The organism is Paenibacillus sp. SZ31 (genome assembly GCF_012912005.1).
In the GTDB taxonomy this organism is placed as follows: domain Bacteria; phylum Bacillota; class Bacilli; order Paenibacillales; family Paenibacillaceae; genus Paenibacillus.
The window spans coordinates 187,634-201,684 of sequence record NZ_JABBEA010000012.1; the positions used below are offsets into that span (position 1 = coordinate 187,634).

Below are 14,051 nucleotides of genomic sequence, written 5' to 3' on the forward strand. Positions count from 1 at the left end.
ACTATCTCATCTTGGGTGATATGTAAGACGTTCCCTTGCTCTATTCACGAAACGAAAGGGCAAGTTACTGTGATAGAATAAGTTAGGTTTGGATGATGAAACGGTGGGGGCTTAGAAAATGAACAAAACGGAGCGGCAGCTTGCGATTACGCTTGAATTGCAGCGAAGAAAGATGCTACGAGCAGAAGATTTAGCTGCTCAATTGGAGACAAGTGTACGTACGATATATCGAGATATTCAGGCATTAAGCGAAGCTGGCGTTCCAATCATGGGAGCTCCGGGTCATGGGTATTCTCTCATGGAAGGGTATTTTCTGCCCCCGGTAAGTTTCACAGCAGAAGAAGCGGTATCCCTGCTCATGGGAGCTGATTTTATCGAACAGAGATTGGATACAGAATACGCGATGGAGGCTAAGTCGGCTCAACGAAAAATTGAAGCGATCTTACCTGAATCCGTTCGTAACGAATCCACGCGTGTACGAGAAACGATGCGACTGCTTCATACGGTTGAACCTTTAACCCGAGTGCGGGTGAAAACATACCTTAACCAGATACGTAATGCCATTTTGGAGCAACGTAAAGTCAGCTTTATGTACCTGAAAAAAATGCCGGGAACGGATGGCAATCGGTATAACATGCGAGAAGTTTCTCCATATGGCCTCTCACTGGTTCAGGAGAATTGGGTGTTAATCGCACGTTGTGATATGCGACAAGACATTCGTCATTTTCGTTTGTCACGCATGACTGAACTTTGCGTGCTGGAGGATCAATTCCTTTTGCCACCGGATTTTGATCTAAACAGTTATCGACCTCCTAACGACCGTAACGAACAAGTATTAATCAGAGCAAAACCTGAAATTGCTGACAAAGTTATGGAGGCCCTGCATTTTTATATGGATGCATTTGAGGAGCGAGAGGAAGGTGTCATTTTTCATTTTCGTGTCCGCTACCCGGAAGAAATCTTGCATTATTTACTTGGCTGGGGTGGAGATATCGAGGTCTTGGAGCCGGAGTCTCTACGCTTCCGAATGCAGGAAGTAGCCAAAAACATCTTAAAACACTACTGACATACACCTGTCAGTAGTGTTTTTTTATACTTTGATATATCACAGATCAAGAGGAGTGGGTTGCAGGATGAGAAGTACAACGGAAGTATTGAAATCATTGGAAACGGCAGTAGAACGATATTTGGCAGAATTGAACAGATTGGATATGGGTAGCTTACTTAAAAAACAAAGTGAAGAGGAATGGTCCATTGGACAGATGTATGTACATTTGATTCAATCAGCGCTTTTCTTGCATCTGCATAATATTGAGCAGTGTTTGAGCAGCGAGGATTCGACGTTAAACTCGGGTGAGGAAAAAACTGAATTGGGTAGGCAAGTGTTTGAATTAGGACAATTCCCTCCCGTTCCCGTTAAAGTACCCGCTTCCCCGCAGTACACCCCGCAACCACCTGAGAGCATGGAGTCCTTGATCGACGGGCTTCACGAGGTAGTGAACCGGATGAGGAGTACAGAACCCCTTTTATACCAAGCATCGGTAAACAACAAAATACGTCATCCAAGGCTTGGCGCTCTAAACGCTCAGGAGTGGTTTTTGTTGATAGAGATGCACTACAGACATCATTTTTTACAATTGGATCGATTGATATCGAATCTGGAAATGTAAACGAGAGAAGGGAATGAGATGTATCCATGAAACCAAATCAGGACAGCAGATATTGGATTGGTGTTGTATCTGCTTCTCATGTAAATGTAGCCGTAGAGGGAGGGTTTGCGCAGCTGTGCCATGGCAAGTCAGCACTGTTGCGACAGATGTCCGCGGGTGACTGGCTGATATACTATTCCCCACGTACAGACATATCAACAGGGAAGCCACTTCAGGCTTTTACCGCTATTGGTCAAATTACCGACGATAGGATATACCAATATCAGATGTCGGAATCCTTTATACCCTTTCGCCGAGATCTCCGTTATCTTCCGTGTCGAGAAGTAAAGATCGCTACGTTGTTAGACCAACTCACTTTTACACGCGGGAATCGTAATTGGGGGTTTCCATTTCGTAAAGGCCACTTTGAAATTGGGGCTGAAGACTTTATGATGATCGCTTCCGCGATGTTGGAAGATGAGACACAGTCACTACTGGATATTAGCTTAAGCCAGAAATGTTAACCAAACCAAAAGGCCCATAGACAGACTATGGACCTTTTGGATTTATGGATAATCATATCCTCCACCGTTGATATTACATTTGCGAAGACGCTGGATGCCCAAGGAAATACCTTTAATCGCCCCGTATTTCTCAATAGCTTGAATCATATACACAGAACAGCTTGGTTCAAAACGACATTTGTTCCTCACTTCAATGGGGGCAAAACGTTGATAAATTCTAATACTCCATATCAGGATTGCTCTAACACGTCGTAGAACGATGAAAAACATACTTGCTATGAAAACAATCTGGGCGCTCAGCAAAGCATATAATGGAATGAATGGATTCAAGAGATAAAAACAGATCATAGAGATGATTAGCCCTGCGAATAATGCAAGTGTAACGTTAAGCAAAGACTTCAACCAATCGATTTCTGGAATAACATGAGTTCTTATATAGAAACTGCTTCGAGGGTCGTTTTCTTCATGATGTGTATGTAAGAGTCTAATAAGTTCTTCTTCGGATGGCATATTATTAAATATCAGTTCCTCAGATTCTGAGTTTCTCATGATTGTTGTACTATTATTAAATCTCTCTGTAGAAAATCAGCATATAATGATGCGTTGTAACAGGTTGCTGGAGACAACCGGGCTTCTCAGTGACAGCTAACGACTCCATGGATTGATAGATCCATCCAGATTGTGCTTTGTGATTAATGATATCCGCAAATAAATTAACAGCAGCCTGAGTATCACCTCGGTTTACTTGAACATTTTTGGGACCTGGAACGACTGTGTACTCTCTCATTTAAATCTTCCTTTCGTATGTTGGAATTATGGCAATAGACATTCCATTATTTTACTATGGGTATGGTGAACTGTCGATTGAAACTTATTAGATGAGATTGGATTAAATTAAAGACCATCTATCAGGATGGTCTTTGTTGTTATTAAGGTTTAAATTCACTTGTAAAAGTCAATAAAAGCTCTGTAAGCAACGCTGTACAATCCGCTGAAAACCAGTACAATTGAACCTATAAGAACATGAGATAAAGAGAGGTAATTCTCCATGACGGATACAAGTGGGAATCGCAAAGTTGACGGCTATCTAAAAAAACTCAAAACGTGGAAGGAAGAGTCCACGAAGCTGAGAGAGATTATTCGGGATTTTGAACTGACAGAAGATATGAAATGGATGCACCCTTGTTACATGCTGGATGGGAAAAACATCGTTTTAATCCATGGATTCAAAGAATACGTGGCCATTCTATTTTTCAAAGGTGCTCTGCTGAAGGATACACACGGCATTTTGGTCCAGCAAACGGAGAATGTACAGGCAGAACGCCAGCTTCGCTTCACCAGTCTGGAGCAGATTGTAGAGCAGGAGGCTATGATCAAAGCCTATATCCATCAAGCGATTGAAGTGGAACAAGCCGGACTGCAAGTGGAAATGAAAAAAACTGCCGAATATAGCGTTCCCGAGGAACTTCAGCAGCAATTCAATGAAAATCCTGCTTTTCGAGATGCATTTGAAGCACTGACACCCGGACGGCAGCGGGCATATCTCTATTATTTCTCACAACCAAAGCAATCAAAAACAAAAGTGTCACGAATCGAGAAGTGCATGCAGCCGATCCTGGAGGGCAAAGGATTGAATGATTAATCTTATAACAATATATTTGAGGGAAATTAAGAGTTAAAACGAGTGAAAGCCTTTCAGATATAATCCGAAAGGCTTTCAGGCTTGCTTTCTCGGTCGCACGGCTGGAATCGTCAAATGCCAATTCTCATTACACCGCGCGCCAGGAGATGCACGCGGTGCGAAAAATCCCGGATTAATGTATATGAAAGCCCGCTTCAAGGTTTGAGCGGGCAACATATAATTATATATCATTCAACTGATAGTGGGGCTTCATGGACCAAAGATATTAGAAAATAACCATAGAGATTTTTAAATTAATCAATCAGTCCAAGATTCTAATTTTCCATTGTAGAAATATAGGTATGTTCTTCCGTACACCCATTGTTCAATTCTTAAGTTATTACTGTTATAAGAGTTTATCCTTTCTGGTGATCCCCAAGATAATCGAGCCTGTTGTGTGTTCATTCCAATGGATATTTTCTGTTGTATTATCTTATTCCAGATGTTAGATGACCAACTAGGGTAAGTAGTTTTAGGATTAACTGTATAGAATCCATTTTTTATTGTTGATGTATAGTCATCATAGAAAGACAGTTTAAAAGTCTGATTGGCTCCACTAGAACGCTTAGCTTTAATAATCAGGTTTTTTCCTTTTAATTTTACTGAAGTGAAGTATACTTTTTCTAAATGTCCTAGAGGGTTTGAAGATGGTAAATAATTTTTGTCTGCCCAATAATATTTTCCAGTATAGTTATAACCTATTGTTTCATAATGCCAATAATCTATAAAGGAATCTGGAGTACCATTGAGTATAAGTTCTTCATAGATGGTCCCGTTATTTAATTGAATAACAGCTTTCACGATAGTACTGCTAGATGAATAGTTAGATAGTTCCTTTACCCAGCCGATTTTTTCACCTTCATAAATATAGACCTTTTTCCCCATAAAGGATTTCAAATCAAAACTGACCTTGTCTAGTTGTTGCAGTAAACGTTTTGATTCTTTTTCTCCCTCGGGTCCACTCCAGAGAAAAAGAGATAGTGAATCAAAATCACTCTTTGCTTCGTATCCGGTTAATTTCTGGAAATTTGCTAGACTTAAATATGTACTATTATTGTAGAGAACAGAGTTTGTTGAGTCGATCTTAAAGGTACCATGATCCGAGCTAACAGTGATAGGTGTATTATAATTAATCTTGAAGCCTTTCAGCTTACTTAATAACTTAAGTGGCACATAAAAATCAGGATTTTTAATCTTGTCAATAGTATAACTTTTCTCACGTAATATGATCAGCTCTCCATCTACAAAAATAGAGTAGTCGAACCCTACATAAGCATTTTCAGGAATGACATAAGGCTTTGCTGCTGCTTGTACTGGATTACAAAAAAGAATAAATAAAATACTTAAGCTTACGAAGCTTACTAATTTTTTGATATTCAAGTTGTTCACTCCTAATTTAGTGTTACTGAGATACATTGATCCCTAATTTTAATATGCTCCTTCCCTGAATGTTACTTTATCAAAAAACATGAAAATAACAAGAGTACGTTTCCATTTAAAATCCTCGTATCATAGTCGCTCATTAATCACTTAATGGCTAACTAAGGTATGAAATACTTATAGCCTATGAATGCGTAACATCTAATTAGGTATTTGTCTTAGATAATATAAGGCTCAAAAAGACGTGTAATATAGATATATTAGATGTAATCCAGAAAAGATAAGAGTCTTATGTCCTATATTTAACAAATCGTATATAATAAGTGAGGTAATGAAGGTATATGGTTATTGATGGAGGCGATTAAGTGTTAGATAGTAGGAATGTACTTCGGTATTTTGTTGAATATGAAAAGAAAACAGCGCTGATGGGAAACTCATTGAGCCAAGTAGAAGGAGAACTATTCAGCAGTGAGATTCTCAATGATTCTGACCGAATGGAGCAAATTGTTCAGGATAAACGGAAGGGAGATATATTTAAAAAAATATCATCTTACCCTGATATTAAAGATCATTTGAATAAAGGAACATATACAGAAGATGAGCTGAACAGTGAGATTGAACTTGCTGTTTCTGGTACTAAGTCTGTAGAGAAGTTTCTGTCAGGCGTCCCTTTTAAATATAAGGATAACAGGACAAATACGGAAAATTTTATTTCTAACTTGTTAGATAGCTCTATAACGATTTGTTATCCACTTTTGAAAAAGGCGACATACAAAGAGACTTCAACCAAACCCTTAATCACGTTTATTGGACGTATAGAAGAACAGAAATTAAAGGTAGATCAATTTTATATTAATCGTGAAAGCTTGGGGATTATTGTTGCAAAATTGACAAACAGTTCTGCATTTGAGGTAGAGGAAATCGAGAAAGAAAATTTAATGGAGTTAATGGACGCAAATACGTACAATCAACAACAAGACATACATGAAATTATTAAGATTTTAAATGGTGAGCTATACGCAAGATATTATAAAAACCTAAGAGACTTTAAAAGCTATGAAGGTTGGCAGATGCTCAATCAAGCCTTTATTACATTTGAGATGTTGGAGGAAATGATCAGACCGATCTTCCAAAAGGAAATAGAACGTATTCTTGAACTTACAACAAACGAATCTCCACTGCCTGAACTTCTTAATACATATTTAACTGGTGGACAGAGCACCACAGCATACCTTAAAGAAAAAACAGGTCGATATTTCCATCGCGGTAGTTACACGAAGACCTATTCAATTAACGAGAAACAGTGGCATATTATTGAGGCTGCTAATAACCACACTTTGTTATCAGTGAACGGACCACCGGGGACTGGGAAAAGTACATTACTTAAAGAAATATTTGCAAATAATATGGTGGTGAAGGCAAAAACGCTGACAGATCTGTGGGAAAAGCCATGGGAGAAGTTCAAAGAGAGAAGTAAAGAGCTATATCGGATTCCATTTGAGATTGATGATAGAACATTCTCTATGGTGCTCACAAGTACCAATAATAAAGCTGTAGATAATATTGGACTAGAGTTGCTTAAGGAAGTGTCCTACTTTCAAGAGTTTGTTAAAAAGAAAACGGATGACGAAGAAACAAAAGGCTTCTTTTGTGCAAGGTTAGGCAACACCACGAATAAGACGGCATTCATGAAAGAATTTATTCCCGATTTCGTTGAAGGGCTAGAAGCGGCTGAAGCTCGGACAATGGATGTGACTGCAAAAGAGCATTTTATCGCAGCGTATCAAGAATTGGAACACCTACATAAACATATCGAGAAGTGGGGCGCGGCTAAAGAGGAATTAAATCGTTATTTTGCAGATCAGGGCAGTGTATTAAATGACCCAGAGCGTGAACTGTCTGTATATATCATGGACATTGAAACTACAAATGGAAAATTAAACGATCTTGTCAATACTATGGATAATTTAAGAAAGACGGTTCATGAACGAAACCATACAATTAGAGACTTGAACGTTCAGATTGAAGCTACAGAATCGGACCTAACTGAACATGTTACATGGATTAAAGAAGGATATCAGACGTTGGAAAAGTTTCGATCATGGAACAAGAATGCTTGGCTAGGATGGTTTTTACCTAAACGTAGAGCGTTCCTCAAAGAGCATGTTTCCGAGAGTTATATTGAGGACCAATTAATTAAGAAGAATGAGAAAGAAGAAGAGGAGTTAAGAACAAGATTACGTCTCAAACAATCGGAGCAAGATTACCAGACAGCAGAGATCTTAGTCCTGAAGGGGGAATTACAAGAACTGGAGCAACAACGACAAATATGTAAACAAAAGATCCAGCTTCTTGGTGAGTTCATAGGAAAACTGGATGAATTTTTGTCGTTGGAGCAAGAGTTTGCTATTCAATGGGGATTCCAGGATGTTTCAAAATATAGCATGTTTGATTTTGCATCGGATCGAGTTGTTCTGGAGAAAAGACACGAACTCTTTCAGTACTCGTTGAAAGTAACTGAGCAGTACGTGAAGTTACATGCGGAAGAAATTTTGCACAATCTTAAAATGGTATGTCAGGAGAAGTGGTTTCAACCCTTTTACAATGAAGGGAATAAACGTGACAGGGAATATAGCAAAGGGATTAAGGCGCTATGGAATACGGTGTTTTTGTGTTTTCCAGTTGTTACGTCAACACTACATTCATTTGGTGAAAGAACGTTTCAATTATTACCTGGATTAATAGATACATTGCTTGTGGATGAGGCAGGGCAGATTATGCCGCATTATTTAAGCAGTCCTCTATATCGATCTCAGAGAGCTGTGATTGTAGGCGACATTGAACAGTTAGAACCTGTAAGGGTTTTGAAAACCAACGTAATTGAAGATATCCTATCAATTCCAGAAAAATACCATGAGGAACTATGTGTACAGCGTAATAGTGCACAGAGTTACATTGATCGAAATTCAGATATTTATGAATGGGATCATCGTGGCACGAGAAAAGGGTTAATCCTTACGGAACATCGCAGATGTGAAAAAAGTATTATGCAATTTTCTAATCAACATGTATATGGGGGGATTCTGACTATTGTTAATCAGGATAACCACGAGAAACTGTTTGGCAAAAATCTGATTGCGGTAGATGTAAGGGGCTTAAAGAACAACAGGACACATATTAATATGTCGGAAGTTAATGTCTGTCAGAGGTTGGTTGAGATTTATGTACAGCAATATGGGTTAGACATCAAGAAGGATATAGGCATTATTACACCTTTTTCGAAACAAAAAGATCAGCTACAGAGAGAAATTTCTGATGTAGATATAGGAACAGTTCATGCGTTTCAGGGACAGGAAAAAAAGATTATTATTTTCAGCTCGGTTATTGATCATTCGAAGCAAGCGGGAATTGCTTCATTTGTCGGTGGGAGAACTAATTTGCTTAATGTTGCACTGTCTCGGGCCAAAGAACAATTTGTGTTAGTAGGTAATCTTGAAGTGATCTCTGAGCTCAAACAGAACCACCTCAAGCATGTATTAGAGATTATTAAAAAAAACGGAGTGTGCATAAGTCCGCTTGAAGAGAAATATCATACGGTTGCTGAGAATATGGATGCGATGGCATTCAGCCTATATATCGATTATTCAGAAGATTCTAAAGAGGTACTTGATCCGTTTACGGTGTACATTCGTGAGCATTTACCCGAGCGTCTCATTCTCAATCCGAGGGATCATTATTTGTTGCTACTGGAAGCTTTACGTCATGCAACTAAGTCGATCGTTATTTTCTCGCCGTGGATTATGTCGTATATAGTCAACGAAGAATTTGTGAGTTTGGTTCAAGCTGCGATGAACAGACAAGTGGAAGTAAGAATTGGTTTTGGATTTCAAGGTGGAAAAGGAATTGACCTTAACAATATCCCTGGAATTGTGAAACGAGATAACTCATATGGGAATAATGATGAAAATATCAAATCCGTTTCCGCTCTTAAAGACGTGATGGGAGAATCCCTTAATTATATCCCTCCAATTCATTCCAAGATTTTATTGGTTGATGATTGTTATCTCTTCCTCGGATCACATAACTGGCTTTCTAAGCTTGGCAAGCATAAACGGGACGAAATCAGTTGTCTAGTGACAGAAGAGCGAATGATTAAGTATTTAAATGAAAGATATATTCAGGTGAAGTTGAAATAATCATCTTAGTGTATTTAAATTATCGCGTGGAGGGCAACAGGAATGAATAATTTTGTTGACAAAGGCATACCAACCATAGTTGGTATAGTTCCACTTATCACATCTATTTATTATATTGTAAAATGGTTTATTAAATCAGAGAGCAGAACCTTGATAGATGAGTTGTTAGATTTAAGAGTAATTAACCTGTGGGATCGTTTTCAAAGTACAATCTTTCTTTCTTCTATTATGATGATGGCAATTATGTTAATAATATTTCTATTTGATATACACATTATCTCAAATATATTTTTTATTTTGTTTTGGTTGGGTTTGTCCATTTTCTGCTTTCTGACATTGTTATATTTCTGGTTAAAATCAATATTCAGAGGTGTAGGGAACCGATATTTAACTAATATCATACTTACGTCCTATTTGGTTGTGTTAGTAATTCCATATGTTTATTTAGATTCAGTTAAACAAATAATACCTAATTATATCAATCAGAACTACTTGATGACTGTCGCAATTTTAATGTCTCTTATTTTTTATAATTTTATCGTTCTGAAAATGTGGCTTTCTATTCTTCGTTATTTTAAGAAACCTATTAAACAACAATATAAGATCGAAAAGATTACTAATGATAGAATCATTGAAGAATTAGAGAGGCTTTATTTTATGTTCATGTACGATAATGAAAGACATATACTAGCTAAAGAAAACGATGTGAAGAAAATTGAGAAGGAATTTTTTGTTTACCATGCAAAAGAAAATGTAATGATAAGATATTTTAAATATCCAGAATCTCAATAATCTCCCTAATATCATCAATATCTAATGCTTCTGCAATCCGTTCAATATGAGCAAAGTTGATATTCTCTCTTTTCCCAGACTGTAGCTCACTCAACGCAGCGTGACGGATATCAGATAATCGTGCCAGTTCGCGCAGCGAGATATTATGTTTTTCCGTGAGTTTATGAATATTGACGACAACTTTTTTAGCCACAATTATCACTCCTAAATTTTCCATATGGTCTTGACGTTACGCATGAGCGTACCATATACTTTTTGTATATCTGGTACTCTTATGCGTACCAATTTTAGGGGTGGTGACATGACAAGTACCAACAGCGAAGACCTTGCTTCCCAGTACAAACAACTCATCCAACAGGAAGACGATTACGCCGATCAACTGGTCACATGTAACAAACTCATCCTGGACGCCATGGACATCATCGCCAAGCGAGCAGGGGTGCTACATATGGACACGGTGAAACAAGCAGCATATCACCTTCATTCCATGGAACAGGATCTGAACCGAAAGTTATTTAAAGTTCGATTGGAGAAGAGCATCTTGGCAAATCAAATGAGCCAGACTACATAAAACCACCTTAACTAAAGGACAGTACAGGATCACGCAAGATGATCTTGCACTGTCTTTGTGCCTTCCCGTTTAAACGTTTATCACTCCCAATTTAGCATTGACTTTCCTCCCAAATCCCCCTACACTTCAATTATTAAAACACTTTTAAAAACTTTCATTGAATGGTTCAAAATGAACGAAAGGAGGCATACATCTAAACCATGTTACCTACATCACACAACACCCAACAGGTGAAGCGAATCAACGTTGAACTTGTGAAGAACACGCTCCGATCCATGGGCGTAGGCACAAAAGCTTCCATTGCGAACCTTACTAAACTCAGTGTGGCGACATGCGGCACGATCCTGAACGAATTACTCCAAACGGGTGAGATTATCGATCTTGGTGTGGATGAATCGAGCGGGGGAAGACCTGCCAGTCGGTATCAGTTTAATGCGGACTACGCCAGCGTACTGTGCCTGATTATTCGAACAGAGGGCGGTATTCACTCGATCACACATACATATGCCAATCTGAACGGAGAGATAGCGGACGAACAGACACTCTTTTTGGATGAGATTAATGTCCCGGTGGTAGAGGAACTGATTGCAAACCTGATTGAACAACACCACAATGTGCAGGCAATTGGTATCGGTATACCTGGTGTGGCACACAACGGTGTTATAGGGATTTGTGACGTACCGGAGCTAATGTATCAGCCACTCGGCCCAAGGCTTAAGGAGCAATATGAAGACGTGGAAGTGGTCATTGGCAACGACATGAACTTGACCGTTTACGGACTTTACAACCAGCAGCAATTTGAGGAAGAGAAGAACTTTGCGGTAGTTACGTTTCCGGAAAACCATTTTCCGGGTGCAGGCTTTATCATTGATGGTCGTCCGCTGACCGGGAACACGCAATTTGGAGGCGAGGTGTCCTTCTTACCTTTTGGCGTGTCACGAGAAGAGCAGTTGCGAATGTTGAAAACGGTGGAAGGGTTGCAGGAACTGGTTGTACAGACGCTGGTATCCATCATTGTGATCATTAACCCGGCTACGATTGTAGTTACAGGTGATACGATGGACCCGGCGATGCGGGATGACCTGACGCAAGGTTGTTTGGATCGAATGATTCCATTGGAGCATATGCCGGAGTTGATCATCCAAAGAGACACTCGGCGCGAATATGTGACTGGGCTAGTCGCGGTGACGCTGGAGAGCCTGACCTACCGCATTCAGGTGATTGAGAAGCAGTGGTAAAGGACAAAGGAACTTTTACAAGTATTCTATTTTTAGGAATAATGCTTAACTATGTTTCCTATTTCAAATGTACAAATCATTGACACGATAACGGAGAGGGCAGAACCAATCTGAAGAACGCCTTTATCCCTGTATTTTCACCTTTAGGAACGATTCAACAAAATACAGGGATAACAGCGGTCGGAAGATGGTACTGCAATCGTAGTTATAACGTGCAATCATTTTTCTGAACATAATGGAGGAACTTATTTTGAATCAGCAAGCAGGTACGCAAGGGAACAAACGAAAGTTCAACAAGCTGTACGCCATGCAGCTGGCAACGATCTTTCTTGGATTTATCGTTTTTGGCATATCGGAAAATATTAAGGGCCCGGCCATCCCGCGCATTCAATTCGACTTTAATCTGGATGAGAAACAGCTCGGGACGTTATTGTCCTTGAATGCACTGGGGTACCTAATCGCCTGCTCCTTCACGGCTATTCTGGTTCGCAAATGGGGCATCAAGGCGGTTAGCATCATATCGTTTGCCTCGATGATCCTCTCGGGTGTGTTCATTTATGTGTCTCATACCTATCCACTTTTCGCTTCATCGTACTTCTTCATGTACATCGGTAACGGCATGCTGGAGATTGCTTTGGCGATTCTGGGTGCGCGGATCTTTGTGAAAAACACAGGTACGATGATGAACCTGTCCCATTTCTTCTATGGGCTGAGTTCAACGGTGGCGCCTTTATTGGCGACAGGTGTGATGTCTTTGCGCGTGTTTGGACACGAACTGGACTGGCGTGGCATGTATCTGGTGATGTTGTCGCTCTGTCTGCTGCCGATTATTGCGGCGCTGCGCAGCAAATTCCCGGGGGATGATCTTCCACATGAAGATCGGACTTCACTGAAGACGTTAACACGTGATCCTGCCATCTGGCTGATGGTGCTCATTCTTTCTTTTGGCGTGGTATCGGAACTGGCGGTTGGGGGTTGGCTCGTAAACTTTCTGGAGAAAGCCTATACGTGGGACACGGTCAAAGCATCTGGGCTGCTCTCTGCGTTCTTCCTCAGCTTCTCGTTGGGACGTTTGTTGCTTGGTCCACTGACGGACCGAATCGGATTTGTGCTATCGCTCATTCTTTTCTCTGCTTTCTCGGCGGTATGTACGTTCCTGGCGATTGGGGGCGGGGAGGAACTCGCGTTCTTCTTTGCTGTATCGGGTGCAGGTATTGCGATGATCTATCCGACGGTAATGGCATTTATCGCACGCAGGTATCCGAACGGCAGTGACACCGCGATTACGTTCACAGTTACTCTGATGGGGGTTGGTAGTGTCATTGGTAACTATGTGATTGGCTGGGTCATTGAAGGCGTGAAGAATATGTACGGTCCAACGACTCAGTTAGGACTGCTGCGCGGACTTCAGGCGGGATATGGATTCATCGGTTTATGTGCTGTGATCTGTGCGGCATCGGGAGTAGTGTTGTATGTGTATTTGAAAAGAAGGCAGGAACTGATTTAAATACTTAAGGTATAAAAATATTTAAGAAACATGTGAGAAAAATATTTTAGGATCTTTAGATGAACTAATTACCTGCTGAGAAATATTTATGGATTTTTGTATAAACCAAAGCAATGAATAATTTTTAATGGCTCTTTCTCACTTAAACATTAGAGTGGGAAAAGAGTTTTTTTATGAACTACAGTACTTTTTTCAAGTGTCAGTCACTATTAATTAATTTATCTACTTAAACGGCAATACATAATTGTTGTATTGATATAAATGATACAAGTGACCCAAATAGTGGAATAAGTCCTGTTGTTGATGGAATAAGTAGGTATAGAGAACCAATTCCCTCTTTATGTTATTTTTTATATGTATAATAATACTTATTTGTGTTAAGATGAAAAAATTCCCTGATAATGAAAGGAGTGAAATTGTTTTAAAACTTTAAAAGTAATTAGGGCGTGTCTTCAAACTCAAGCAAGCCACACCATAATGGATGCCAAGGCCAAAAAAGACTTAAATGTACAC

The 14,051-nt window shown here is 39.6% G+C and carries 13 protein-coding genes; 9 read left to right on the top strand and 4 right to left on the bottom strand.

Going from position 1 to position 14,051, the window contains the following annotated elements:
- Window positions 1-118: 118 nt before the first annotated feature.
- The 3 genes from HF638_RS21150 to HF638_RS21160 all read left to right on the top strand — a co-directional run bounded on the left by HF638_RS21150 (window position 119) and on the right by HF638_RS21160 (window position 2,173).
- The gene (locus tag HF638_RS21150; protein ID WP_169481932.1) at window positions 119-1,066 is read left to right on the top strand and encodes a helix-turn-helix transcriptional regulator; all 948 of its coding nucleotides are present in this window, start codon (window positions 119-121) and stop codon (window positions 1,064-1,066) included.
- Between the two features lie 67 nt (window positions 1,067-1,133).
- Window positions 1,134-1,670: a DinB family protein gene (locus HF638_RS21155; RefSeq protein WP_169481933.1), complete on the top strand. Its 537-nt coding sequence runs from the start codon at window positions 1,134-1,136 to the stop codon at window positions 1,668-1,670.
- A 26-nt stretch (window positions 1,671-1,696) separates the two neighbouring features.
- On the top strand, window positions 1,697-2,173 hold the full coding sequence (locus HF638_RS21160; RefSeq protein ID WP_169481934.1) for an EVE domain-containing protein: 477 nt from the start codon (window positions 1,697-1,699) through the stop codon (window positions 2,171-2,173).
- Between the two features lie 42 nt (window positions 2,174-2,215).
- On the opposite strand, the gene yidD is transcribed toward HF638_RS21160, so the two are convergent.
- The gene (yidD, locus tag HF638_RS28655; protein WP_248278220.1) at window positions 2,216-2,722 is read right to left on the bottom strand and encodes a membrane protein insertion efficiency factor YidD; all 507 of its coding nucleotides are present in this window, start codon (window positions 2,720-2,722) and stop codon (window positions 2,216-2,218) included.
- Window positions 2,723-2,738: 16 nt separating this feature from the next.
- Window positions 2,739-2,960 carry a hypothetical protein gene (locus HF638_RS21170; protein ID WP_100529170.1) on the bottom strand — a complete coding sequence of 74 codons (222 nt, stop codon included), beginning with the start codon at window positions 2,958-2,960 and terminating at the stop codon, window positions 2,739-2,741.
- A 261-nt stretch (window positions 2,961-3,221) separates the two neighbouring features.
- Between HF638_RS21170 and HF638_RS21175 the strand changes: the two genes are divergently transcribed.
- Entirely contained in the window at window positions 3,222-3,815 is a 594-nt protein-coding gene (locus tag HF638_RS21175; RefSeq protein WP_169481935.1) for a YdeI/OmpD-associated family protein, read from the top strand.
- A 297-nt stretch (window positions 3,816-4,112) separates the two neighbouring features.
- Here HF638_RS21175 and HF638_RS21180 read toward each other — a convergent pair whose 3' ends face one another.
- Window positions 4,113-5,243 (bottom strand): hypothetical protein, encoded by a 1,131-nt coding sequence (locus HF638_RS21180; RefSeq protein ID WP_169481955.1) that lies wholly within the window; start codon window positions 5,241-5,243, stop codon window positions 4,113-4,115.
- Window positions 5,244-5,599: 356 nt separating this feature from the next.
- Here HF638_RS21180 and HF638_RS21185 point away from each other — a divergent pair, with 356 nt between their 5' ends.
- Both HF638_RS21185 and HF638_RS21190 read left to right on the top strand, forming a co-directional pair.
- Window positions 5,600-9,430, top strand: a complete 3,831-nt coding sequence (locus tag HF638_RS21185) for an AAA domain-containing protein (RefSeq protein WP_169481936.1) — start codon at window positions 5,600-5,602, stop codon at window positions 9,428-9,430.
- 42 nt (window positions 9,431-9,472) lie between these two features.
- Window positions 9,473-10,222, top strand: a complete 750-nt coding sequence (locus HF638_RS21190) for a hypothetical protein (protein ID WP_169481937.1) — start codon at window positions 9,473-9,475, stop codon at window positions 10,220-10,222.
- On the opposite strand, the gene HF638_RS21195 is transcribed toward HF638_RS21190, so the two are convergent.
- Window positions 10,200-10,415, bottom strand: a complete 216-nt coding sequence (locus HF638_RS21195; protein ID WP_169481938.1) for a helix-turn-helix domain-containing protein — start codon at window positions 10,413-10,415, stop codon at window positions 10,200-10,202. The two genes, HF638_RS21190 and HF638_RS21195, sit on opposite strands and share 23 nt — an antisense overlap.
- Before the next feature lie 108 nt (window positions 10,416-10,523).
- On the opposite strand from HF638_RS21195, the gene HF638_RS21200 reads away from it, so the two are divergent.
- The 3 genes from HF638_RS21200 to HF638_RS21210 all read left to right on the top strand — a co-directional run bounded on the left by HF638_RS21200 (window position 10,524) and on the right by HF638_RS21210 (window position 13,538).
- Window positions 10,524-10,793 carry a hypothetical protein gene (locus HF638_RS21200; protein WP_169481939.1) on the top strand — a complete coding sequence of 90 codons (270 nt, stop codon included), beginning with the start codon at window positions 10,524-10,526 and terminating at the stop codon, window positions 10,791-10,793.
- 200 nt (window positions 10,794-10,993) lie between these two features.
- Complete coding sequence (locus HF638_RS21205; protein WP_169481940.1) at window positions 10,994-12,031, top strand: ROK family protein; 1,038 nt, start codon at window positions 10,994-10,996, stop codon at window positions 12,029-12,031.
- A 307-nt stretch (window positions 12,032-12,338) separates the two neighbouring features.
- Complete coding sequence (locus HF638_RS21210; RefSeq protein ID WP_169481956.1) at window positions 12,339-13,538, top strand: MFS transporter; 1,200 nt, start codon at window positions 12,339-12,341, stop codon at window positions 13,536-13,538.
- The last annotated feature ends 513 nt before the right edge of the window (window positions 13,539-14,051 follow it).

Bases quoted from the DNA above. Each gene is read 5' to 3' on its own strand.
- HF638_RS21150 (WP_169481932.1), top strand. From the start codon at position 119: ATGAACAAAACGGAGCGGCAGCTTGCGATTACGCTTGAATTGCAGCGA.
- HF638_RS21155 (WP_169481933.1), top strand. From the start codon at position 1,134: ATGAGAAGTACAACGGAAGTATTGAAATCATTGGAAACGGCAGTAGAA.
- HF638_RS21160 (WP_169481934.1), top strand. From the start codon at position 1,697: ATGAAACCAAATCAGGACAGCAGATATTGGATTGGTGTTGTATCTGCT.
- yidD (WP_248278220.1), bottom strand. From the start codon at position 2,722: ATGAGAAACTCAGAATCTGAGGAACTGATATTTAATAATATGCCATCC.
- HF638_RS21170 (WP_100529170.1), bottom strand. From the start codon at position 2,960: ATGAGAGAGTACACAGTCGTTCCAGGTCCCAAAAATGTTCAAGTAAAC.
- HF638_RS21175 (WP_169481935.1), top strand. From the start codon at position 3,222: ATGACGGATACAAGTGGGAATCGCAAAGTTGACGGCTATCTAAAAAAA.
- HF638_RS21190 (WP_169481937.1), top strand. From the start codon at position 9,473: ATGAATAATTTTGTTGACAAAGGCATACCAACCATAGTTGGTATAGTT.
- HF638_RS21200 (WP_169481939.1), top strand. From the start codon at position 10,524: ATGACAAGTACCAACAGCGAAGACCTTGCTTCCCAGTACAAACAACTC.
- HF638_RS21205 (WP_169481940.1), top strand. From the start codon at position 10,994: ATGTTACCTACATCACACAACACCCAACAGGTGAAGCGAATCAACGTT.
- HF638_RS21210 (WP_169481956.1), top strand. From the start codon at position 12,339: ATGCAGCTGGCAACGATCTTTCTTGGATTTATCGTTTTTGGCATATCG.